This window comes from Halogeometricum rufum (assembly GCF_900112175.1).
Classification (GTDB): Archaea; Halobacteriota; Halobacteria; order Halobacteriales; family Haloferacaceae; genus Halogeometricum; species Halogeometricum rufum.
Genome location: NZ_FOYT01000006.1, coordinates 181,384 through 203,966, shown reverse-complemented (window position 1 = coordinate 203,966; position 22,583 = coordinate 181,384). Strand labels below are relative to the sequence as shown.

At 66.7% G+C, this 22,583-nt stretch carries 15 protein-coding genes; 6 read left to right on the top strand and 9 right to left on the bottom strand.

Annotated features, from left to right (window positions below; translation table 11 throughout):
* Positions 1–127: 127 nt before the first annotated feature.
* Together rdfA and BM310_RS20165 are read right to left on the bottom strand one after the other, a co-directional pair.
* Complete coding sequence (rdfA, locus tag BM310_RS20170; RefSeq protein WP_089811231.1) at positions 128–793, bottom strand: rod-determining factor RdfA; 666 nt, start codon at positions 791–793, stop codon at positions 128–130.
* 321 nt (positions 794–1,114) lie between these two features.
* Complete coding sequence (locus BM310_RS20165) at positions 1,115–1,537, bottom strand: helix-turn-helix domain-containing protein (protein ID WP_089811229.1); 423 nt, start codon at positions 1,535–1,537, stop codon at positions 1,115–1,117.
* A gap of 1,306 nt (positions 1,538–2,843) precedes the next feature.
* Here BM310_RS20165 and BM310_RS20160 point away from each other — a divergent pair.
* The gene (locus tag BM310_RS20160; RefSeq protein WP_089811227.1) at positions 2,844–4,097 is read left to right on the top strand and encodes an orc1/cdc6 family replication initiation protein; all 1,254 of its coding nucleotides are present in this window, start codon (positions 2,844–2,846) and stop codon (positions 4,095–4,097) included.
* A gap of 641 nt (positions 4,098–4,738) precedes the next feature.
* Entirely contained in the window at positions 4,739–5,548 is an 810-nt protein-coding gene (locus BM310_RS20155; protein ID WP_089811225.1) for a hypothetical protein, read from the top strand.
* Positions 5,549–5,596: 48 nt separating this feature from the next.
* Here the strand turns inward: BM310_RS20155 and BM310_RS20150 are convergent, their stop codons facing one another.
* From BM310_RS20150 to BM310_RS20135, 4 genes are all read right to left on the bottom strand, one after another.
* A complete protein-coding gene (locus BM310_RS20150; RefSeq protein ID WP_089811223.1) occupies positions 5,597–6,562 on the bottom strand; it encodes a hypothetical protein in 966 nt (321 codons plus the stop codon).
* A gap of 159 nt (positions 6,563–6,721) precedes the next feature.
* On the bottom strand, positions 6,722–11,254 hold the full coding sequence (locus BM310_RS20145) for a PQQ-dependent sugar dehydrogenase (RefSeq protein ID WP_089811220.1): 4,533 nt from the start codon (positions 11,252–11,254) through the stop codon (positions 6,722–6,724).
* Positions 11,255–11,532: 278 nt separating this feature from the next.
* Positions 11,533–12,978, bottom strand: a complete 1,446-nt coding sequence (locus BM310_RS20140) for a sulfatase (RefSeq protein ID WP_089811219.1) — start codon at positions 12,976–12,978, stop codon at positions 11,533–11,535.
* 158 nt (positions 12,979–13,136) lie between these two features.
* Positions 13,137–14,975: a class I SAM-dependent methyltransferase gene (locus BM310_RS20135; RefSeq protein WP_089811217.1), complete on the bottom strand. Its 1,839-nt coding sequence runs from the start codon at positions 14,973–14,975 to the stop codon at positions 13,137–13,139.
* Between the two features lie 147 nt (positions 14,976–15,122).
* Here BM310_RS20135 and BM310_RS20130 point away from each other — a divergent pair, with 147 nt between their 5' ends.
* Positions 15,123–16,391: a glycosyltransferase family 4 protein gene (locus BM310_RS20130; RefSeq protein WP_245778558.1), complete on the top strand. Its 1,269-nt coding sequence runs from the start codon at positions 15,123–15,125 to the stop codon at positions 16,389–16,391.
* A gap of 540 nt (positions 16,392–16,931) precedes the next feature.
* On the opposite strand, the gene BM310_RS20125 is transcribed toward BM310_RS20130, so the two are convergent.
* Both BM310_RS20125 and BM310_RS20120 read right to left on the bottom strand, forming a co-directional pair.
* A complete protein-coding gene (locus BM310_RS20125) occupies positions 16,932–18,224 on the bottom strand; it encodes a sulfatase-like hydrolase/transferase (protein ID WP_089811215.1) in 1,293 nt (430 codons plus the stop codon).
* A gap of 74 nt (positions 18,225–18,298) precedes the next feature.
* Positions 18,299–18,856: a metal-dependent hydrolase gene (locus BM310_RS20120; protein ID WP_089811213.1), complete on the bottom strand. Its 558-nt coding sequence runs from the start codon at positions 18,854–18,856 to the stop codon at positions 18,299–18,301.
* Between the two features lie 244 nt (positions 18,857–19,100).
* Between BM310_RS20120 and BM310_RS20115 the strand changes: the two genes are divergently transcribed.
* From BM310_RS20115 to aglF, 3 genes are all read left to right on the top strand, one after another.
* Positions 19,101–19,424, top strand: coding sequence for a HalOD1 output domain-containing protein (locus tag BM310_RS20115; RefSeq protein ID WP_089811210.1), 324 nt, complete (start codon positions 19,101–19,103; stop codon positions 19,422–19,424).
* Positions 19,425–19,607: 183 nt separating this feature from the next.
* The gene (glmM, locus tag BM310_RS20110; RefSeq protein ID WP_089811208.1) at positions 19,608–20,930 is read left to right on the top strand and encodes a phosphoglucosamine mutase; all 1,323 of its coding nucleotides are present in this window, start codon (positions 19,608–19,610) and stop codon (positions 20,928–20,930) included.
* Positions 20,931–21,208: 278 nt separating this feature from the next.
* Positions 21,209–22,003, top strand: a complete 795-nt coding sequence (gene aglF / locus BM310_RS20105) for a UTP--glucose-1-phosphate uridylyltransferase AglF (protein WP_089811206.1) — start codon at positions 21,209–21,211, stop codon at positions 22,001–22,003.
* Positions 22,004–22,202: 199 nt separating this feature from the next.
* Here aglF and BM310_RS20100 read toward each other — a convergent pair whose 3' ends face one another.
* Positions 22,203–22,571: a hypothetical protein gene (locus tag BM310_RS20100; protein ID WP_089811306.1), complete on the bottom strand. Its 369-nt coding sequence runs from the start codon at positions 22,569–22,571 to the stop codon at positions 22,203–22,205.
* Positions 22,572–22,583 lie beyond the last annotated feature (12 nt).

The window sequence follows — 22,583 nt, the reverse complement described above, 5'->3', positions numbered from 1 at the left end:
ATCCAACTCGGAATACGAAATCGGAGTCGTAAGCCGGCCTCTCCGTCCGAACGCACCTTCGCCGTCTCGGGTGCGGGTCGCGTCGCTGACGTGCAGTCGTCGACGGCCGAGGCGTCGAGCGTCGCCGTCACCGAGACGCTTCGGTCTCGCCGGCGGCCGAGACGAGGTTCCCCCCGCACTCGCACCGCCCCTCCTCGAGGAGGTCCTGTACGTCGTACTGCGTCCCGCAGTCCCGACAGAAGACGCGAACGTCGACGAGCACCTCGAAGTCGCCGACGTCGATGCGACCCGTACTCGCGAGGTTTTCGACGATGTTCTCGGAGACGGCCGCCGTTCGGCTTCGGAGTCGCTGGATGGTGTCGAGTCCCTTCTGGACGCGGTCCTCGTCGGTCTGTTCGTCGCGCTTGACCCCGCGATACTTCGTCAGGTAGGTGTGTATCGCCTGATGGGAGACGAAGTTCTTCTGGAGTTCGTCCACGTCGACGCCCTCGCGTTCGAGAGTCTGTCTCGCCTGGGTCTGCATCCCGCTCGACACGTCGTCGTCCGTCAGCAGGCGGTACGTGTTGGCCACTTCGCCGTCGAGCGGATTCATCCCCACCTCGACCATGACCGCACGCAGGAGGCGTCGATTGAAGTCGTCGGCGAGTTCGCGGAGACTCAGGCGGTCCTCTCGGTTGGCGGTGCACCGGTTCTCCAAGCGTTCGCCTTCACCCTCCAGGTCGTACTCGTCGATGAGGCGTCGAACCTTGCTCCGGCGGCCGCGGCCCGACCTCTCGTTCCCGTCACTACTCATTGAACAGTAGATACGAGTTGACGAACCAGTAAATACGTTCCGCCTCTGCAGGCGTCGGCTACGACGCACCGACGACCGACGGTGAGTCGCCTCTGGACGCACGACGACAGTGAATCGCCTCTGGACGCACGATAGACGACGCCGTCGTCGTACAGCAGTACGCGCGTCGGCCTTAGGTAACGAGACGAACGAGAGTGCCGAGACGAACGAGAGTACCGAAACGACGGAACGGGTTGGAGGCGGCGGCACGGCTGTTTCGACGGAAACGAATCGGAACCGAATCAGAGTCGAGTCGAGACCTGAACGGGACGCGGGTTAGGTTCACGACGACCGCAGTTCGCGGAGGAGGCGACGGACGTGGCCGACCGAGTACGACACGCCGAACACGCGTTCGACGTGGTCTCTGACGAGTTCGGGGGTCCACTCGTCCGCGTCGTACGCGTGCTCGCCGGGAGACGCTTCGAGGTGTTCCGAGAGTCGCTTCCGGTCCCTGTCGTCCAGTTTCCGGGGGCGTCCCGGCCGGTCCTCGTCGGTAATCGCCTCGGAGATAGGCTCCGTCTCGAACCTATCGAGCCAGTAGTAGAGCGTCGAACGCGGGATTCCGTACCGTTCTGCGAGGACCGAGACCGGTACGTCGTCGAGGTAGTCCAGAGCGACGACGAGTCGTTTCGCCTCTTTCGCGGAGTCCACGTCTGCGAGAGTGCGACGAAGTTCCTCGGGGTCCACGTCGTCGAGTTTGACCATATCCGGTGCACTGGGTGACCCGACTTAACTCTAAGCACTTCCATCTGCCACCCGTCTCGCTGGCGGAGAATCGGAGGGGGAACAGCGGACACGGTGGTGTCCACGGCGACGGAGAGTGACGCGAACGGGTGAACTCGATACGGTGGACGGGCGGCGTGGACGAGTCGAGACGGCAGTGCGGTAACGGAAGCTGAAAGGGCGGGAGAAACAGGAGTCTCGGGAGCGACGAACGAACTGGAAGAGATGGAGAGAGACGCGCGGGTTACGACAGAAGACGATGCAGCGGTGAAGGTGGAGGCGGAAACCCGAGAGTGGAGGCGACGAGGGAAGTAAAGAGAGACGACGGAAGGGAACCGGAGCGACGATGCGTCCCTCCACCCTGTCCGCTGTTCTGACGGTCCAGACCGAGAGGGAGTGCCGACGACGGGAGCGGGTGGACACGAGGCGACGGAGGCAGGTGGACACGGGGCGACGGAGGCAGATGGACACGAGACGACGATTCGGGTGGGAGTCGGTCCGACCACGAACCCCGACCACACCGTCCGGAGTAAACAGACGTAACGTGGGCCGAGATTCACTATTTGCATCTATTCTGCACGTTTTGAATGTCGGCTCCGACCCCACACTGTCCGCTGTTTTTCTCGAACCGACGTGGGCGGATGGCGACACACCACCGTGTCCGCTGTTCTCGTGCCGACAGGAGAGACGACGGAGTCCAGAGGACGGCAACGATTGCGGCGAAGAGAACGACGCCTGACGACGGACGAGAGAACAGCGGACATAGTGGTGTTGTTAGATTCAGGCAGATGTCTAATTCGTGCCGTACGTGTATCAGGCGTGCTTTGAGGCGTCGAATCGGGAGAAACCGATATGATAGGTAGAGTACGTTTGCCGCCGGACGACCGGCCACACACCCCCTCCACTTTGTCCGCAGTTCTCCACTCACGGAGGGAGGGGGTATCTGTGGAACGGCGGAACGACGGTGCCGTCGAGTGGAACGCTGTCGAGTGTGCGCACGAGAAACCGTCGAATATGCCGCTCTTAGCACACGAGAGTAGTGAACTCGATCGTAGTCTCTCTCGTTCTCTTCTCTAAGAGGACTACGGAGTAACTTGGCCTTTTCCATAATAAAGCCACCGCTTCTAGAGTGCTTTCTTGGCTGTCGGTTCGACCCCACCCCCCCTCTTCGGAGCGGAACTCCGGACAAAGTGGAGGGGGTGTGTTCTCGCGTTTCTTTAAATAGCTAGAGAACAGCGGACACTCCGGACGCGGTGGTTTTATAAACAGCCACCGAGACGGCGTGTCTATGGCGCTGTTCGAACGGGACAACGACATCTATCGGGACCGGGACGCCCTCCGGGAGGATTACCAGCCCGAGCAACTGGTCGGGCGAGACGAGGAACTGCGCACCTACCAGGCGGCGCTTCAACCCGTCATCAACGGCGAACAGCCGAACAACGTCTTCCTGTACGGGAAGACGGGCGTCGGGAAGACGGCGGCGACGAAGTACCTGCTCTCGCACCTCCGAGAAGACGCCGCTCAGTACGACGACATCGACCTCTCGGTGACGTTTCTCAACTGCGACGGACTCACGAGTTCGTACCAGATCGCCACCCGACTCGTCAACAGTCTCCGTTCGGAGGCGAACCAGATATCCACGACTGGCTACCCCCTCGCGTCCGTCTACGAGATGCTCTGGGAGGAACTCGACGACCGGGCGGGAACCGTCCTGGTCGTTCTCGACGAGATAGACCACGTCAACGACGACAGCATTCTCTATCAACTACCGCGCGCCCGCGCGAACGGCAACCTCGACGTCGCCAAGATCGGTCTCATCGGCATCTCGAACGACTTCTCCTTCCGCGACGACCTCTCGCCGAAAGTCAAGAGTTCGCTCTGCGAGCAGGAGATTCACTTCCCGGCCTACAACGCCGAGAACCTCCGCGCCATCCTCGAACAGCGTGCGGAGGTCGCCTTCCACGACGGCGTCCTCTCCGAGGAGGTCATTCCGCTGTGCGCGGCCTACGGCGCGAAGGACGCGGGCGACGCCCGCCAGTCCATCGACCTCCTGATGAAAGCGGGGGACCTCGCCCGCGACGAGGACACCGACACCATCGAGGAGGACCACGTCCGCCGCGGCCGACGCGCCCTCGAACGCGGACGCATCAAGGAGGGAATCAACGGCCTCACCGAACACGGCCACCTCGTCCTCTACGCCCTCCTCACGCTCGACCTCGAGGACGAGACGCCCATTCGCTCCCGCGACGTCCGACCGCGGTACACTCGCTTCGCCGAACTGGCGAACCGCGACCCGCTGGTCCCGCGGCGGATGCGCGACCACCTGAGCGAACTCGCCATGCTGGGCATCGTCTCGGTCACCGAGCGAAACGAGGGCCGTCGCGGCGGGACGTACCGCGAGTACGCACTCGACATGGACGTCGAACTCATCCTCTCGGCGATGGCCGACACCGTCGAACTCGTCGGCGTCCACGACAGCATCGACCCGTACGTCGAGGGGGGCGACGAACCGACGACGCTCGAAGACTTCGGCGACGTCTGATGCGCTCGTGACGTGACGATTGCGGGCGGACGACAGGAACGAGGCGGTTGGAAGGGAAACGACAGGAACGAGGCGGTTGGAAGGGAAACGACAGGAACGAGGCGGTTGGAAGGGAAACGACAGGAACGAGGCGGCTGGAAGGGGAACGACTGAGGCGATTGTGGGCCCGCGTCACGCGGCGTCGAGGCGAGATTCCGGCCCGAACGATTCACCCGATTTCGAAACGCCGAGACCTCACTAGTGGATGATACTCCGGACGTGGTGGTGTGGCTCCTTCGAGTGAACTGTCGGCGAACTAGCCAGTCCTCGCGTCGGCCCCCACCGTTCGTTCGCAGTCGGCCTCCCCCGGACACCATCGTGTCCGCTGTTCTCGAACGAGGGGAGTTACCAGGCAACTAACTTCGAGACGAGCGGATGCGGTCGGGTCGCCGTTCGTCTCCGTACGGTGTACGGGCTCGGCGAGAGCTGTTAGTACGATGGAAATGGTAGTTAGTCTGATGTGTGTCTCCTCGCCGGACGTCATCAGTCGGCAGGAATCGGTTTCGGACGCTCCCGAACGGTCCCGAACTGGTGTGAGTGTCTACCGGATTTATTTCGTTCGCGAGCGTACGCGTTCGGGAACGGTCCTCCACACGACTGCCATGTCACTCGCAATCACGCACTTCGCCTTCGGCGCGGCGGCGACGATGCTCGTCGTCACGTTCCTCCTGCCGCGCTTCGGATATCCCAGAGCGTCGAGCGTTCTCGGCGGCATCTGGGCGATGGTACCGGACGCACACCACGTCTCGCCCTCCGTCGCCGAGTCGCTCAGGGCGGTTCACGACTCCGTGTACGCCAACCTGTTCTGGGGACACCGCTTCTTCGACGTCCTCGACCCGGCGGACTCGAACGAGGTGGCACTGCTCAGCGTCGCGTTCTTCCTCGCGGCGACTGTCGTCGCCGAGACGGCCGAGTACTACTTCGGCACGCCGGTGCAGCGGACGTTCCGTCGCGAAGCGCGCGCGCAGAGTCGCGTCTCGTCGCTCGGCGGTGCGTTCGGTGGCGGGACGCTCGGCGACACGCTCGGCGGTCGAGAGCCGGGACGACTCTCGCTCGACCGGCCGTCGCTCGTCCGCGCGGTTCGAATCGTCGGCGGGGCACTCGCCGTCGTCGGCGGCGTCGGCCTGCACGTCCTCCTGTTCCGAACCGGGTCTCACGTCGGCCTGTTGGCCGGTATCGGCGCGCTCCTCGAACTGTTCGGCGTCGTGACGCTGTTCGAAGACGCGGCCGTCGCGGCGTGGGTGTCCGCGCACGTCTCGTCGGCCATCCGGGCCGGCGCGAGGGCCATCGTCGTCGTCGCCGCGTGCCTCCTCGCGCTCCCGTTGTTCTTCACCCTCTCGACGCCGACGACGCTGTCGGTCGCCAACGCGGCCATCGGAGCGCTCCTCGTGCTCGCGGCCATTCGACTGTGAGCCGACCGAATCACGACACGTCCGCCCGTCCGCTCTCCCAAGAACCGCTCAGCGGCGTCGGCGGACCCGGGCGACGACGGCCCACGAGACGAGGAGTGCGAACAGGGCGACCGGACCGTACTCCGGGACCGTCGAGTTCGACTCTGCGGACGCGCCAGTCTGACCGTCCGCCGTTCCGGCCGTCGAGTCGTCGGCCGCCGTCTGCGCGGGTGCCGACGCCGAGTCATCGACTGCCGTCGCAGTCGCGTCCGCGGCGGCGGCGTCACTGCCCGCGGTCGCGTTCTCGTCTCCGCCCGCGTCACCGACCGTGAGGGTTCGCACCTGACTGGTCGCGAGAACTGCGCTCGCGCCGTCGCCGCTCTGGTTGACGACTTCGACGAGTGCGGTGTAGTTCCCGTCGGGGACGTCTTCGAGCGAGAGGTCGAAGTCGTACAGCCCGCGCCGCACTTCGGAGGCGTTCGTCCGGACCTCGCCTTCGTCGTTCGAGAGGACGAACTGGACCGCCTCGCCGTCGGCGACGCCGCCGGCGACAGTCGCGTCGCCGGTGAGTGCGTCGGCCGTGACGTTGTTCAGCCCGTAACTCACCTCGTACTTCGAGACGACGAGGAGGCTGACGGTCCGCACCTGCCCGCCCGTCGAGAGGACGAGGTGGTAGGTGCCGCGTTCGTAGTCGCTGCCGTCGACGAGGACGGTCTCTCCGGTCGTCAGGCTGTCCTTCTGGACGACCGTTCCGTCGGGCGTCCGGACGGTGACGACGGCGAGTTCGTCGTCGGGGGCGGTCACCTCGACGACGGCCTCCTCGCCGGGGTACAGTCCGACGAGGGAACTGACGTTCGTCGTCGCGCCGTCGACGGTCACCTGTCTGTCGTGGACGGGAACGCTCTCGGGCGTGTCCAGCGAGTAGTCGTCCGCGGCGGTGTCGGTGGCCTCGGTCGACTGCGCGACGACGGCGCTCGCGCTGATTCCTGCGAGGAGGACGGTGATACACGTGAGAACGACGAGGAGCCGTTTCATCTGTCCGTCCTTTCGCTCCGGTGAAGATAGTTAGTCGGGGAGTATCTTCCGAGACGCCGTGAAAGCCGATTCGACGGTGATTGCGGCCGCGAGGACGGTCCGAGACCCGGGACGATTAACGGTCGGATTGTGCCCGTCAGCGACGGGGCTCGTCCGCCCTCAGTCGTGCCGCCGCCGCGCCAGCGTCGCCGCGAGGAGCATCGAGAACACGGCGACGACGACGCCGAATCCGGGCGTCCCCGTACTCGTCCCGGTGCCGGTTTCGGAGGTCAGTTGCGACTCGTCGTCGGACGCTTCGGGAGGCGTGTCCGCTCCCGCCGCCGCGTCGCTTCCGCCGTCCGCCGCCGTAGCGCCGTCTCCCGTCTCGCCGCCGTCCGTCACTCCGCTCTCGTCGCCGTCGGTCGCCTCGTCGTCGCCCGAACCCGCCGTCACCGTTCCCGCGTCGTCGCCGCCGGCGGACCCGTTCGTCCGGCTCGCGTCGACGACGGTCACGGAACCGGCCGACCGGTTCCCGACGCGGAGTTCGTACGTCCCCGCCGCGTCGAACGCGTGCGAGAACGCCAGCGTCGCGTTCGCTCCCGCGTCGAGCGTGACGTTGCGGGACGCGACGGTGCCGTTCCCGACGGCGAGTTCGACCGTGGTGGTTCCGTTCGCGTCCCCGACGTTGCCCACGTCGGCAGACGCGTTCACGCGTTCGCCGACGCCGACGTTCGTCGCCGACAGCGTCAGGTTCGACACGCGGAAGGTCGCCTCCTCGTCGGCGGAGGGGACGGACCCGCTACTGCCGGAACTCCCCGACGGACTGGACTGCCGAGACGGTCTGTCGTCGTCGTCATCGTCGTCACCGCCGCCACCGCCGCCGGGGTTCGCCGGCGGGTTCGACCCGCCGTCGTTACTGTCGTCACCGTCGTTCCCGTTGCCTCCGTCGTTACTGCTGTCGTTCTCGTTGTCCCCATCGCCGCTACTGTCGTCGCTCCCGTCGGACCCGCCGTCGTCTGGCACCGGCGCGGTGGACTCGTTCACGTCGACGAAGACGAACGTCGGCGCGGAGCGGTTGCCGCTCTCGTCCGCGACGGTGTACTCTATCAGGTCGTCACCCGTCGCACCGCCGTCGTGGCGGTAGACGAGTTCGCCGTTCGTCACCGTGGCAGTACCGAACTCGCCGTCGCCGTCGATGCGGAGCGTCTCCGCGTCCACGTTCGCGGAGTCGTTCGCGAGGACGTCAACGGTGACTTCGCCGCCGGGGTCGACCGACGCGTAGTCGTCTCTGGTCTCGGGCGTCCCGTCGTCCGCCGGTGCGGCCGCCTCGACGGTCACTTCGACGGTGGCGACGTTCGAGACGGCGCCGTCGCCGTCCGCGACTTCGTAGGTGAACGAGTCGGTCGTCGCGCCGTCGCCGGTGTGCGTGTACGTGACGGTGCCGTCGCCGTTCGTCGTCACCTCGCCGGCGGCGGGTCCGTCGACCACCGTCACCGAGGCGTCGTCGACTGCGCCGTCGGCGTCACCGTCGTTCGCGGTGACGGGTATCTCGACGCTCTCGCCGGCGGTGACGGTCGCGGCGTCGTCGTTCGCCGTCGGCGGGGCGTTGGCCTCGCTGATTTGGTAAGTGAGGTCCACCGTCGCCGGCGCGGATTCGGAGCCGTTCGCGTCGCTGATGGCGACGGTGAACGCGTCACCCGTCGCGTTCGCGTTCGTCGTGGTGTACGTCACGGACCCGTTCCCGGGGTTCGTCACCGTCCCGTTCGTCGGTTCCTCGACCACGCGGACGCTCGACGCGTCGACGTCGCCGTCGTCTGTCGCGCGCGAGGTCACGTCGACGACCTTCTGTCCGCCGGTGTAGGTGACCGAGATGTCGTCCAGTCGGGGCGGTTCGTTCGCGCCGTCGGTCCCGACGTACTTCGCCGCGAGGTAGTTCTGGACCTGTCGCCGTTCCGTCTCGGAGAGGGCGCGGTCGTAGACGAGGACGGCCGACACCTGCATCTCCGTGTACGGCGGCGGCGTTATCTCGCCGCCGACGACGAACCGCTTCGGGTTCGTCTGGAACTGGTGCGTGCCGCTGTTCAACTGCTGGCCGTTCGCGTACTGGGTGAACTGTCCCCCCTCGTAGACGACGGACTGGGTGAGCCACCCGGCGCCGAGGCCCCGTCGGTCGGCGGGAAAGTCGTTGCCGCCGCCGAAGCCCTGCACGGTCAACATGCCGTCGTCGTCCACGACGAGGCCGAACGCCCGGTTCGAGGCGGCGGCACCGTACGCCGCGCCGCCGAAGCCGCCGTCGTTGTCGGTGTAGTTGGCGACGAGGAACATCGTCCGGTCCTCGTCCCCGGCGGGGAAGCCGGTGAGACCGGTCCGCCGGAGCACGTCGTCCTCGCCGTCGAAGGCGACGGCGGCGGCACCGTCCGCGCCGCCCGCGACGAACTGGGGTGCGCCCGCGGCGTCCAGGTCGTTCCCGTTCCCGGACGCGTCGGTCCACCCGGTCACGGCGCTCCCGTTCGTCGTCACGCCCGCGTCGGTCTCGTAGTGGCCGACCAGTCCGCTCTGGGGGGGTCCTTCGCACGACCCGGCCGCCTCGTACTGCGCGGTCAGCGTCGCGTCCGCGTCGGGGACGGTGTACGTCCGCGTGCGGTCGGTGTCGCCGTCGCTCCAGTTGGCGAACTCGTACGTCGTCCCCTGCCGGCAGACCGACTGCGGCGCCGACAGGCTGTGTTCGTAGCCGATGACCGTGTCGAACGTGTAGCCGCCGTCGGTCGAGTGGGGCGCCCCTTCGACGTCCACGGGGACGCCGTCGGGCTCCGTCCGGAGCGTCACGTCGACCTCCTCGGGCCGTATCTCGACGCTTTTCGTCGTCTGCAGGCCGTCGGAGTCCGTGGCGGTCACCGAGATGGTGTAGCCCACGTCACCGGTCGTCGGGTGTCCTGTCGTCGGCACGTCGAACGTGAAGGACTCGCCCGTGGGAGTGCTGTCGGGGTGGATATGCGCGTTGTGGGCGAGGCGGACGGACCACTCGATTGCGTCGCCGCTCAGGTCCCCGTCCTCGGGGTCGGTGACGTTCGCCGTCACGTCGATGGACTCGCCCGCGCGGAACGTCGACCCGTCGGCGGGCGAGGTAATCTCCACGTTCGGCGCGCCGCCGGCGCTGACCGTCGTGGTGTCCGACTCGACCGTCGCGTTCCCGTCGGTCACCTCGACGTAGGCGTCGTACGACCCCGCGGTCTCGTACGTGTGAGTGACGCTCGCGCCCTCGGCGGACGTGCCGTCGCCGAAGTACCACGTGTACGTCAGGTCGTCGCCGTCGGGGTCGCTGGCGGACGCCTCGAACGTCACGTCCAGCGGTGCCGCGCCGGACTGTGGCGTCACGCTGGTCGAGTCGATGCTCGGGACGGTGTCGGCGTCCGTGCCCTCGTAGACGTAGCGGATTATCGACCCCTCGCCCGTCTGCCCGATGTAGTTGGTGCCGTACAGGGCGCCGTCGGGCCCCGTCGTCATCGAGACGATGGCGCCCGCCTGCCGGGCGAAGTTGTAGCTCGCTCCGACCTCGGTGCCGTCGTCGTTCAGCGTGAGGTACTTTATCCAGCCGTCGTTGTAGTCGCTGTAGAACAGGACGTTGTCGTACTCGTCGGGGTAGGCGTCGCCGGTGTAGACCGGACCGACGGTGACGGCGGCGCCGGGACGGAAGCCCGACTCACCGTGCGAGTAGGTGTAGAGGGGGTCCGTGTACGAGGGGTCCTCGCACATCCCCTCGCAGTCGGGCCAGCCGTAGTTCGCGCCCTTCTGCCCGATGTTGATGTCCTCTTGCGACTCCGGCTCTTTGTTGCCGCCGACTTCGCCGATGTAGAAGTTCCCGTTGGGGGCGAACTTCGCGCGGTAGGGGTTCCGGAGGCCGGACGCCCATATCTCGCCGAGCGTCTCGGGGTCGCCGTCGTTCGCGTACGGGTTGTCCTGCGGGATGGAGCCGTCCTGATTCAGACGGATGACCTTCCCGTCGGGCACGGAGAGGTCCTGTGCGCGCCAGCCCTGGAACTCGTCGCCGGTCGTGATGTATATCTTCCCGTCCGGGCCGACGTCGAGGCCGCCGCCGAAGTGACAGCAGGCGATGGAGTTCCCGGCCCGAATCTCGTTCCGCCAGAGGATGGCGTCCTCTATCGACTCGCCGGCCGGTTCGCCCCGACTCGCCGTCCCGCCGCCGTTCTCCACGTGTTCGAACTTCGCGAGGACGTTTCGCGGGTCGGTGTCGACCTTCTCCTCGGCGTTCGGGTTCGCGAGTCGCGTGTAGTAGAGGTAGAACTCGCCGCTCTGCTGGAAGTCCGGGGCGAGTGCGATGCCGAGGAGTCCGCGTTCACGCTGGGACTCGATGCTGTCGACGTTCTTCAGGTCGAGATACGTCTCGGCCCCGTCGTTCGTGTCCGGGTCGTCGATGAGTATCTCGCCGCCCTGCTGGATGACGAGCATCCGGCCGTCGGGGAGGAAAACGGTCTCTGTCGGTCGCTGGAGCCCGGAGAGGACCGTCTCCTTTCGGAACGCGTCGGAGTCGGTGGCCCACTCGTTCGAGCCGTCGGTGCCGCCGCCGGCCGTGTGGTCGTCGTGCGCCGCCGCGGGTCCGGCGGCGAAGACGACGCCCGCAGTGATGGAGGACGTGAGCGTCACGATGGCCAAGAGAACGGCCAGTGCGCGCTGTCGGGTGTCTGAGCGAATCATGGATAGACTGCGTTGGCCAGTTGACAGGGAGCCGGCACCCAAAGTTAGCCACGACAATCTCAGACCCGCCGGCGATAACGGCTCTCTGAACTTCCGAACGTCACGATAAAACGCCGTCCTAACAGTAACCGTACTCTAGAAGACCGTATTTGGATAATTACTCTAATTACACACTTTCAATTTTCTCGACTGGTACGTTGCCCGGACGCGGGCGTCGTCACGCGGCCGACGAACTCGACGGGTCGCCGGAGACCTGCGGACGCGACGCGACGGCGCGGTTACAGGTAGCCGAGGTCGGCGAGGTGGTCCTCCATCTGCGAGGAGAGTTCCACCTGGTTGGCCGCCTCCCGGTCGTCGTCGTCGAACCGCTTGTCCGGCAGCATCTCGTCCAGTTTGGCCTCCATCTCGGCGGCGACGTCGGGATGGTCGTCCGCGACGTTCGTCTCCTCGTCGGGGAGGGCGAACAGTTCCGTCCGGTCGTCGCTGCGCTGGAGTTTCCACTCCGCAGAGCGGATGCAGTCCACCGCGCCGGCGTGGTACCGGCCGATGTCGCAGTCCGGGTTGTGTTCGAGGATGGTGTCCAAATCGTCGAGGCGGGGACCGCGTTGCATCAGCGCGTAATCGCGCGTCTCGCGCGTCAGGTCCACGCCCTGGAACTGGCTCGTGTCGCCGCCGACGGCACCGACCAGCGTCTGCATCACGTCCACGTGCTGGACGATACCCTCGGTGACGCGTTCGGGGAAGTTCATCCCGTACGTCACCATCGGCACCTTCGTCAGACCGTCGTGCAGGGTGAGGTTGTGCCCGAGGACGCCCTGTTCGCCGAACAGTTCGCCGTGGTCGCCGGTGACGACGAACACCGTCTTCTCGTCGGTGTTCCGGCGCACGTGGTCGAACAGTTTGCCGACGAGGTGGTCCGTGAACGCGAGTTCGGCGTCGTAGACCGCTGTGAGCGCCGCACGCTCCTGGTCGGTGAAGTCACAGCCGTGGGCGACCTCTCGCCAGATGTTGTTCGTCAGTTCCTTCGCCGTCTCGATGGCCTCCTTCGGCGTCCCCTCGAACTCGCCGAGGAACCGCTCTAACAGCGACAGCGGTGGGTTGTACGGGTGGTGGGAACTGTTCATGTGGGTGTAGAGGAAGTACGGGCGGTCCTCCTCGTCCGCCGAGAGGTCGTCCACCCACTCGCACAGCGACTGACACTGGTAGTACGGCGGGAGACACTGCGCGTGGTAGATGGGTTCCGTCTCGAACCCGGCCCCCGTCGAGGTGAACTCGCGGAGGTACTTCAGCCCGGCCCGCACGCCCCGCGGCGAGAGGAAGTCGTCGCGGTTCGGATTCGCCTTGAACCGCTCGAACCCGCGGTCCAGTCCGGTCACGTCGCTTATCCACGGGTTCGTGCTGAACCCGGCGGTGGCGTAGCCCGTCGCACTCAGCAGTTCCGGCACCGTCTGCAGGTCCTCGGGGAGGCGGCGGACGTCGCGCGTGTTGGCGTGGCCGACGCCGTGCGTCGTGAGGTACGTCCCCGTCAGAATCGACGACGAGACGGCGGGCGTCCACCGGGCGTGCGAGAAGCAGTTGTCGAACGACCGCCCGTCGCGCAGGTCGGCGATTCGGCGGAGGTTCGGCGTCGTGTCGCGGTGGTAGCCGCCCACGGAGGTGTGGTCCGCGCGGACGCTCTCCAGAGAGATCCAGATAATGTTGGGTCGTGACTGCGTCTGCGTCATCGTGGTGACCGATGGGACGGTCCCGCGCCGGATAGTTATAGGCGGGCTACGGCTTCGAGCGTGCCGATTTCGGCGGACTCAGGGTTTGTGAAGGAACGGCACGACGGGATTCGAAGTCCCCGCCCGGTGGCGCGGACGCGCCGCGGTGGACGACGGCGTCAGTCGATGGTGCCGTCGAGCAGGTGCGTCAGCGCCATCACGTACGACCCCACCTCGTACGTTCCCTTGTACTGCTGGTCGCGCCACCCGCGCGTGAACTGCCGGTTGTCCATCCGGCCGTCGACGGTCACCTGCCGCATCGGGACGCCGATACCCGACACGTCGACGAGGTCCCGGCCGGTGCCGTTCGTCTCGAATATCCACGCCATCGCGCGGCGCACCTCGTGGGTGTAGTCCTCCTCGCCGCCCGCGTCGTCGTAGTGCGCGACGGCGTTGACGAAGAACGTCTGGTGACACTCGTACAGGTAGTGCCAGTACGGCGTCTGCGACGTCAGGCGGTTCCGTATCTCGCCGGGAACGCGGGCGTAGGCGGGCAGGTCCTCCCAGACGAACGCGCCGTCCTCGCGCATTCGGTTCTCGATAGTGTAGTCGAGGGCCGACTCCACGTCGGCCAGGTAGCCCGTCTGTCCGGTCACCTCGATGGCGCGGGAGAGCGCCCAGCAGGTGTACATCTGGTTCTGGTGCCGGCGCGTCGTCGCGTTGTCGAAGTGGAACAGGCCCTCGGTGTCACGGCGGTCCGACACCTCGGCGAGGCCGCGTTCGACGAACCCGCGGACGCGTTCGTCCGTCGGGTCCGCCTCGAGGAGGTACGTCGCGCCGTAGAGGACGAGACTGTCCTCGGCGTGGTCGAACTCGACCGTCTCCGCGGCGTGGTCGAACAGCGTCCGCGCCGAGTCGAGGTACGACTCGCGTCGGTCCTCGAACACCGTCGCGGCCGTCGCGTAGGCCGACAGCAGGGGGCCGAGACCGTAACTCGGCATCTCCTCGGGGAGTTCGCCCGACGCGATGTGCTCGTCGAAGTACTCGAACTCGCGGTGAATCTTCTCGTCGTGGCGGTCCGACCCGACGGGCGACGCCCGCCAGTTCATCACGCCCATCATCGCCATCGTGGCGTAGCGCCACTCTCTGCTCTCGTCGCGCGACCACGTCACGTCGTCGCCGTCGAACTCGTAGTTCAGCGCGCGGATGATGGAGTCAGTCACCTCGTCCCAGAAGCCGTCCTCCTTCGTCGGGCGGAACAGGGCGTCGACGCCGCGTTCGAGGTACGACTCGAACTTCATCGGCCGCACCGCGAGGACGATGTAGGAGGCGCGGGACCACATCTCGCGGTCCGTCAGTTCATCGGACAGGCGTTCGGAGACGGTGACGAACCGGTCCTGCAGGTCCTCGGGGAGGGAGTTGACGAGGAGGTGGAGGCGGCGGGGGTACTGAAACAGGAGGTCGAAGTCCGCGAGGTGCCAGTCGGGAGAGACGACGTCGAGTGCCTCCGCGGGTTCGTAGAACCGGTTGTTCCCGTTGGCCGCGTAGGGTGACCGCGGAGTCGGCACGGAGAAGACGTAGAGACCGTCGGACGCGGTGACGCGGTGGACTTCGTCGGTCAGGCCGGCCACGTCGAGGAACTTCCAGTCGTAGGGGCCGATGCACACCGCGCCGTCGAAGTGGTCGTCCGGGAACGGCAGGCGCGGGGCCTCGGGTTCGGTGACTTCGTAGGTGTCGACGCTGTCGCCGAGTTCCTCGCGGGCCGTCTCGCTGGCGCCGGCGGAGAAGTCGAGGCGGACGACTTCGTCGGCGTCGAGGCCGGCCGTCAGCGTCGACTCGGACGCGAGGTCCAGTACCCGGTCGCGGTGACCGAGGTGGTCGAGTGCGGCGACGCGTTCGGCGTCGCGGAGGTACTGCATGTTCGGCCCGACCGGGGGCTGTTTCACCCACCGTTCGAGACGCTGTTCGCGGGCGTCGTTCGACGTCGTCGGCTCGGAGAGAGTTGGAGTTTCTGACATGGGTGTCGCGCCACGTGACGGCGGAGTACATCGTGCTCTGTGTCGAGTCGGACTTAATTATGCGGCGGCGAACGTCCGGTCGAATCGATTCGTGCTTCCTAACCTGCGTAACGTTTTATTCCTCGCCCCTCGTGGCTGACATCAGCGATGCGCATCTGTATGCTCCTGAACGCGGTCTATCCGACCGACATTCGCCTCGCGAAGGAGGTCGAGTCGTTGGCCGCCGCCGGGCACACCGTCTACATCTTGTCGGAGGCAGGCGAGGGCCTCCCCGACCGCGAGGAGGTCGGTTCCGCGACCGTCGTCCGTCGCCCGTTTCAAGAGGCCTACGAGGGTCTCGACGGCGTCGTCGCCGGCGCTCGGACGCTCGCCACCGGCGTCGTCGACTCGTGGATGCGCGCCCTCGACGAACTCGTCCCCGCCGAAGGCATCGAGGCCATCCACGCTCACGACCTCCCGATGGTCCACACCGCCATCGCGGCGGGCGACCGCCACGACCTCCCCGTCGTCGCCGACCTCCACGAGAACTGGCCGGAAGCCATCAAACAGTACCGTCGCGGCGACTCGCTCGCCGCGTTCACCAACCTCCGCTACACCGCTCGCCGCTTCACGCGGCCGCTCTTCCGCTGGAAACGGATCGAACGGGACGCGGTGCGCCGCGCCGACCGGGTCATCGCCGTCACCGAGGAGGCGGCGGACCACTACGTCGACGACTGCGGCGCCGACCGCTCGAAGGTGGACATCGTCCCGAACTACGTCTCGCTGGACACGTTCGACGGCGCCGAACTCCGGGACGTCGGCTTCGAGGACGACTTCGTCATCTCCTACGTCGGGACGCTCGGCGGCCCCCACCGCGGCCTCGACGCGGTGGTTCGCGCGATGCCCGCCGTCGTCGAACGCGTCCCGAACGCCCACCTCGTCGTCGTCGGGAACGGGGAGGAGTACCGGCGACGACTCGAGTCCATCGTCGCGGCCCTCGGCGTCGAAGAGCACGTCACGTTCACGGGGCGGGTCCCCTTCGAGGAGGTTCCCTCGTACATCCACGCCAGCGACGTCTGCCTCGTCCCGCACCAGTCCACGGGTCACACCGAGACGACCGTCCCGCACAAACTGTTCCAGTACATGGCGATGTCGCGACCCGTCGTCGTCACCGACGTGGAACCGCTACGCCGGTTCGTCCAGGACGCCGACGCCGGACTCGTCGTGCGCGCGGGCGACCCCGCGGGCTTCGCCCTCTCGTTCGTCGAACTCGCGACGGACGACGAGCGACGGCGGCGACTCGGCGAGAACGGCCGCCGTGCGGTCGAGGACCGGTTCAGTTGGGCGGACGCGGGCGACGCGCTCTGCGAGTGCTACCGGAAACTCGGCGGCGACGAGAAGTCGTCGCGGCGGGACACGGAACTCTCGACGGTCTGACTCGCGACGCGGCGGTACGAAAAGTGTGTGACGGCGGACCCGCGCGGTCCGTCGAAGTCCGCAGGCGAACCTGACGGAGTGGCGGTGGCGGACCGTGGGGTCCGGCCGTCCGGCACGTGGTAGGCTGTCAGCGGTGGCTCGCTGCGCGTCGGGTGGCGGCCGAGCGAGCGAGCCGAGCGGTAGTGACGGTTGAAGCTTGTTTAGCGAGCGATACGGCAGCACCGGCCGGGCCGGCGGACCCGGTTGGTGCCCGGATAGCGCGGTGACCCACCGTGGTTGACACTAACCCATCTTCGGTTGGCAGGTCGGCCGTCCGGGTTCGCGCACGCGGACGAACCGAGACGGTCGACCCGTCAGTCCCATCCCCCCAGGCGTTCCCAGTTGCGGTGTTCTGCGCCATCCACTCGGTTAATAGAGTGTTAATTACAAATAGCTTTCGGTGAAAAAATAGTAAGAAAGTGTGAACTTCTCTAACTACCGAATGTAAGAAAATGCGCTCAGATGACGGAAAAGTCGACTCTCGGCGGTTTTACTATCCACTTAACGCCCACGTTCGCCCGACGCCGCCATCCGCCGAGACGACTCGGTCCGCTGCCCGCGACGGTTCTCGACGAAGCAGTCGAGCGCGTGCGAGAGCGCTCGCTGGACGGGGAGGTTCTCGCCGGAACGGTCCCGGCGTTCCCCGGGGTCGTCACCGTGGTCGAACAGCGACTCCCGGCCCTCCCGGAGCGTTCGGGCCAGCTTCCAGCGACTGTTGCACACCATCGCCTCCGTCGGCGAGTCACCGCTGGCGGCGAACACCTGTCGCTCCGTCACGCGCCGGCCCATGAACGACCGGAGGTCGGACCCGCCGCGTCGTTCCTCGCGTTCGACGCCGGCGGCGGACAGGAGTGTCGGCAGCACGTCCACCGAGGACGCGGCGAACTCCACCGTCTCGGCGTCGAACTCCGGTCCGTGGACGAACAGGGGGACGCGGACCGACTCGTCGTGGAAGTCGTCGTGCGTGTCGTACCAGCGGCCGCGTTCGCCCAGCGGACAGCCGCTCGTCCCCATGAACGCCGTCACCGTGTCGTTCACGTCGAGGCGGGACTGTATCCCGTCGAACAACTGTCCGACACACCGGTCGAGGTGTTCGAGTTCGCCGCGATACAGTCGCTCTAGCGTCTCGCGTTCGTCCTCCGTCAGGGCGTCCGGGGCACGCTCGGTGGCGTACGCGAGTTTCGTCGCCGTCCGGGGGTCGATATCGTCGCTCACCGTGCCCTCGCGCGGCACGTGCGGCGCCGCGGCGTCGTCGTAGTGGACCCAGAGGAACCGCGGTCCGGACGTCTCGTCCAGCCACGACAGCGCGCGCTCCGTCACGTCCTCGCCGGGGCGGACGGACGAGGCGCCGAGAGTGGCGCCGACCGTCGACCCCAACAGTTGGTCTACCCGGTCGAGCGACCTCCCGACTGCCGTCTTCGCCTCCATCGTCCGGCCGAGGCGCTGTCGGAGTCGGTCGGTCGCGCTCTCCGCCGTCGACCGCTCGGGGGCCTCGAACCCCCGCGACGAGAGCGACCCTTCGGGGTCACCGTGGAACAGCCCGGTCTCCCATCCCGCTTCGGAGATGGCGTCCACGAGGGTCGAGTCGCTGCCACCGTCTCGCATCGGGTGCCACCCGGTCAGTACCGCTCGAAGCGTCGATTCGGGGTCCGGTGAACTGGTGTACGCGCGGGAGAACACCGTCGCGTCGTCCGCCAGACGGCCGAGTGCGGGCAGTGAACTCTCTACGTGCCCATCCTCGGCGTGGACGTGGTCGTGGCGGACGGCGGAAGCGGTGACGAGGACGACGTGCATAGACGACGCTACGTGCTCATCCCCAATTAATATGATTGCCGTAATTTCAACAATAATTGAAATTCAGCTTACCATCAACTTGCCGGCCGAACGAGACGGCGGCGCATCGCGTTCCACACCGCCGCGACTCCGGGCGCGCCGTCGAGAACCCACCAGACGAAGACGAGGCCGGCGAGTCCGATTTCGAACGCCATCTGGCCGTTCAGTTGCGCGTTCAGGAGATACTGGATGATTCCGACGGTCGGTTCGTCGGCCGTGTCCAACGGCAGTACCGGCCACAGGAGGAAGTTCAGTTCGTGGAACCGGCCCGCCAGCGCCGCCCCGTACGAGTCGCCGACGAGGTGCGAGTAGTAGCCGAGTGCGAACGCCCTCTCGCCGGGCAAGTCGAGTCGCCGCAGGAGGAGGGCGACGGAGACGACGATAGCCGTGCCGAAGACGAGCGAGTGGGCGAACGAACGGCCCGTCGGGAGGACGCCGAGCGTCCACGAGAGCGGTTTGTCGACGAGGTCCGGCACCTGCGACCCGAACGCGACGAGGGCGACGCCCGGCCACGTCGGCGGGAGTCGATACCGGAGGCGGGTGAGCGACGAGTAGAGCACGTACGCCAGCGCGAGGTGTCCCCAGGGCCACATCGGCCTACCATCGGGTGTCGTCGGCTAACTACCTGTCGGTCTGTTCGACGCCGGGACCATCCACCGGCGCGAACGAAACGGTCGAAACCGGACGGTAGAAAGCTAATAACCGACTGTAAGTCTACCGGCAGTCGTTCCCAGCGACCGAAAAATCTCAGTCAAACGATGCTTAAACGGACGGCTCGAATTTTGAGCAATGATAAGGCTTATGTAACGACGAATAAACTCGCAGAATATCGTATAGATGAGAGCGCAGACCGAGAACTGGTGGGAACAGCGTATCGATTACGACGACGGCGCCGAGTCGTACCACGTCGCGTACGAACGCTCCGAACTCGTGAGCACGAACGTCGTGCTGAGCGTCGCGGCCATCGAGAACGTGGAGCCGACGGAACTGCCCCCGTTGGCCTCGACGATAGACCCCGACGCCCTCGATAGCCTGTTCGTGGAGGACGTCAGCGGGCGCATCTCGTTTTCGTACGCGGGGTACGACGTGACGATTCACGCCGGCGGGCGACTGGAGATCGTCCCCAGCGTCGACATCGCTCGGCGGCAACAGCGAAACTGACCGACGCGCCGCCTCCGGGCACGGTCCGTCGGTCGTTCTCACGCTCCGACTCACTCTCGAACGTCGCCACCCGCGTACACTCGCGTGTGGCGTGTTAGTCCGTCTCGCACGCGATCGCCGCGGGTCCCGGACGCCGGTATAGGTGACGCATACCAATGCGGTCGGGCGGATTGAATCTCTCGTATGTTTGGAACGAGCGGCATCCGGGGCCCCGTCGGCGAGACGGTGACGGCGGACCTCGCACTCCGCATCGGACAGGCTGTCGCCGTCGACGCGGACCGAGTGGTTCTCGGACGGGACGCGCGCGTCACGGGAGACGTCCTCACGGACGCTCTCAGCGCCGGACTCCGCGAGTGCGGGACCGACGTCGTCCGCGTCGGCGTCGCCGCGACGCCGACCATCGCGCGGAGCGTCGAGTGGTTCGACGCCGACGCCGGCGTCGCCGTCACCGCGTCGCACAACCCCGCCCCCGACAACGGCATCAAACTGTGGAACCCGTCCGGACAGGCGTTCACGCCCGAGCAGAACGAACGCATCGAGCGACGACTCGCCGCCGACGCCGAACGCGCGGCGTGGGACGCCTTCGGGAGCGAATCCGCGGACGACAGTGCCGTCGAACGGCACACCGAGGCGGTGACCGCCGAGTTCGACTCGCTGGACGGACTCGACGTGGTCGTGGACCTCGGCAACGGCACCGGTCGCGTCAGCGTCGACGCCCTCTACGAACTCGGTGCGACGGTGAACACGCTGAACGCGCAACCGGACGGCACGTTCCCCGCGCGCGAGAGCGAACCGACCGCCGAGACGCTGACCGCGCTTCGAGACACCGTCCCCGCGGTCGGTGCGGACGTCGGTATCGCCCACGACGGCGACTCCGACCGCATGGTGGCCGTCTCCGACACCGGCGAGTACGTCCCCGGCGACGTTCTCCTCGCCCTGTTCGCCCGCGACGCCGTCTCCCCCGGCGACGCCGTCGCCGTCCCCGTCGACACCAGCCTCCTCGTCGCCGACGTCGTCGAGGCGGCGGGCGGCGAGGTGGAGTACACGCCCGTCGGCGACGTCTACGTCGCCGAGGCCGTCTCCCGACCCGGCTTCGTCTTCGGCGGTGAACCGAGCGGTGCGTGGATGTGGCCCGACCAGACGCTCGCGCCCGACGCCAACTACGCCGCGCTTCGACTCGTGGACCTGGTCCGCCGCGAGGGACCGCTCTCCGAACAGATGGCCGACGTGGACCCGTCGCGGTACGCCACCCGCCGGCTGAACCTTCCGGTCGACGACAAGACCGGTGCGATAGCGGCCATCGGCGACGCCCTCCGCGCGGCGTACGACGACGTGGACACCACGGACGGCGTGCGCGTCGACACCGACGACGGCTGGTTCCTCGTGCGCGCGAGCGGGACGGAACCCCTCGTCCGCGTCACCGTCGAGGCGCGCCGCGAGTCGGCCGCGGAGCGACTCCTAGACGATGTGAACAGTCTCGCCGAGAAGCACGGAATCGCACCCTAAGCGCACAATCCAACTCCTAACCCTTTCAGGAGTTACGTATTTCTCCAATTGGCGTAATACTATTTATAATGCTATAGCTCATTTGTGGTCACGTTCAGGCTTCGTGGTCGCATTTCGGATGCTCCCGACTCGCTGCCGCGACACGTGGCCCGAACGACAAGCTATCTGCCTGAAACCCGTTGGCACGGGTTCGACACCGCACATAGGTGGGTACGGCGCGGGGGGCCGCGCCGCTATCCGCCGTATAACAATCTACGCGCTAGCTGTAGCTACGTTCGATGAAAGCAGTCGTACTCGCCGCCGGGAAGGGAACTCGCCTCCAACCGCTGACGAACGATAAACCGAAAGCGCTCGTGGAGGTGGACGGCCGCCCGATTCTCGAACACTGCCTCGACAGCCTGTACGAACTCGACGCCGAGGAGTTCGTCCTCGTCGTCGGTCACCGGAAAGAGCAGATAATCGGCCACTTCGGCGACGAGTACCGCGGCGTCCCCATCACGTACGCCCACCAGCGTGAGGCACTCGGTCTGGCGCACGCCGTCCTCACGGCGGAGGAGCACGTCGACGACGACTTCATGCTGATGCTCGGCGACAACGTGTTCAACGCGAACCTCGACGAAGTCGTCGCCCGGCAACACGAGGACCACGCCGACGCGGCGTTCCTCGTCGAGGAGGTGCCGTGGGAGGAGGCCTCCCGCTACGGCGTCTGCGTCACGAACGACGACGGCGACATCCTCGAAGTGGTGGAGAAACCCGACGAACCGGAGTCGAACCTCGTGATGACGGGGTTCTACACGTTCTCGCCCGCCATCTTCCACGCCTGCCGTCTCGTCCAGGCCTCCGACCGCGGCGAGTACGAACTGCCCGACGCAATCGACCTACTCATCCACTCCGGCCGGACCATCTCGGCGGTGCCGGCGGAGGGATGGCGCGTGGACGTGGGCTACCCCGAGGACCGCGCCCGCGCCGAACGACTCGTCCGCGCCGAACGCGGCGAACTCGGTATCGACGAACTCGACGCGGCCGAACAGGCCGAACTCTCGTCGGTGACGTCCGCCGAAGACGGCGACTGAGCGACTCCGCTCGGTGTGAGGTGACGAAGCGTCTCTTTTCCGACGGTGGCTCGGGCCGGCGACGACGATGGAGGTCCCGTGACGCTGGACGGACGTCTCTCCGGCGGAACGGTGTCGCTGCGATAACGAAGCGTCGGCGAGACGGGTGGCCGGTTCCCGCGAACCACTCCACCGTGTCCGCCGTTGTCGCGGGCGGTCGTCAGGCGACGCGGTCGCCGTCGAGGAACGCGGCGGCGGGGCCGTCGATTCGGATGCTCGTGAGGTTCCCCGTGAAGATGTACTGACGAGGTTCGTTCAGTATCGCGTCTTCGGCGCACTTCCCGAGGCCGGGAAGTATCGCGTCCAGGTCGTCGGCCGACTTGATTCGTCCGTCGACTGTCGCCTCGAACGTGGCGACGCCGTCGTCGGTCGGTCGTATCGTCAGGTACTGGTCGTCCGCGACGTGCTCCGTCTCCGACGTCCCCAGCGTCGAAGTCCCCATCGAAGTCGTCCCGGAGTTCTCTTGGTTCGGTTGGTCGTGGTCGGTCTCCACGCCGGCCGCGGGACCGTCGGTATCGTCGCATCCCATACTCTCTTTCAT

Excerpts from the sequence above, each read along its gene's own strand:
- rdfA (WP_089811231.1), bottom strand. The coding sequence starts at position 793 with ATGAGTAGTGACGGGAACGAGAGGTCGGGCCGCGGCCGCCGGAGCAAG.
- BM310_RS20165 (WP_089811229.1), bottom strand. The coding sequence starts at position 1,537 with ATGGTCAAACTCGACGACGTGGACCCCGAGGAACTTCGTCGCACTCTC.
- BM310_RS20160 (WP_089811227.1), top strand. The coding sequence starts at position 2,844 with ATGGCGCTGTTCGAACGGGACAACGACATCTATCGGGACCGGGACGCC.
- BM310_RS20155 (WP_089811225.1), top strand. The coding sequence starts at position 4,739 with ATGTCACTCGCAATCACGCACTTCGCCTTCGGCGCGGCGGCGACGATG.
- BM310_RS20150 (WP_089811223.1), bottom strand. The coding sequence starts at position 6,562 with ATGAAACGGCTCCTCGTCGTTCTCACGTGTATCACCGTCCTCCTCGCA.
- BM310_RS20145 (WP_089811220.1), bottom strand. The coding sequence starts at position 11,254 with ATGATTCGCTCAGACACCCGACAGCGCGCACTGGCCGTTCTCTTGGCC.
- BM310_RS20140 (WP_089811219.1), bottom strand. The coding sequence starts at position 12,978 with ATGACGCAGACGCAGTCACGACCCAACATTATCTGGATCTCTCTGGAG.
- BM310_RS20135 (WP_089811217.1), bottom strand. The coding sequence starts at position 14,975 with ATGTCAGAAACTCCAACTCTCTCCGAGCCGACGACGTCGAACGACGCC.
- BM310_RS20130 (WP_245778558.1), top strand. The coding sequence starts at position 15,123 with ATGCGCATCTGTATGCTCCTGAACGCGGTCTATCCGACCGACATTCGC.
- BM310_RS20125 (WP_089811215.1), bottom strand. The coding sequence starts at position 18,224 with ATGCACGTCGTCCTCGTCACCGCTTCCGCCGTCCGCCACGACCACGTC.
- BM310_RS20120 (WP_089811213.1), bottom strand. The coding sequence starts at position 18,856 with ATGTGGCCCTGGGGACACCTCGCGCTGGCGTACGTGCTCTACTCGTCG.
- BM310_RS20115 (WP_089811210.1), top strand. The coding sequence starts at position 19,101 with ATGAGAGCGCAGACCGAGAACTGGTGGGAACAGCGTATCGATTACGAC.
- glmM (WP_089811208.1), top strand. The coding sequence starts at position 19,608 with ATGTTTGGAACGAGCGGCATCCGGGGCCCCGTCGGCGAGACGGTGACG.
- aglF (WP_089811206.1), top strand. The coding sequence starts at position 21,209 with ATGAAAGCAGTCGTACTCGCCGCCGGGAAGGGAACTCGCCTCCAACCG.
- BM310_RS20100 (WP_089811306.1), bottom strand. The coding sequence starts at position 22,571 with ATGGGATGCGACGATACCGACGGTCCCGCGGCCGGCGTGGAGACCGAC.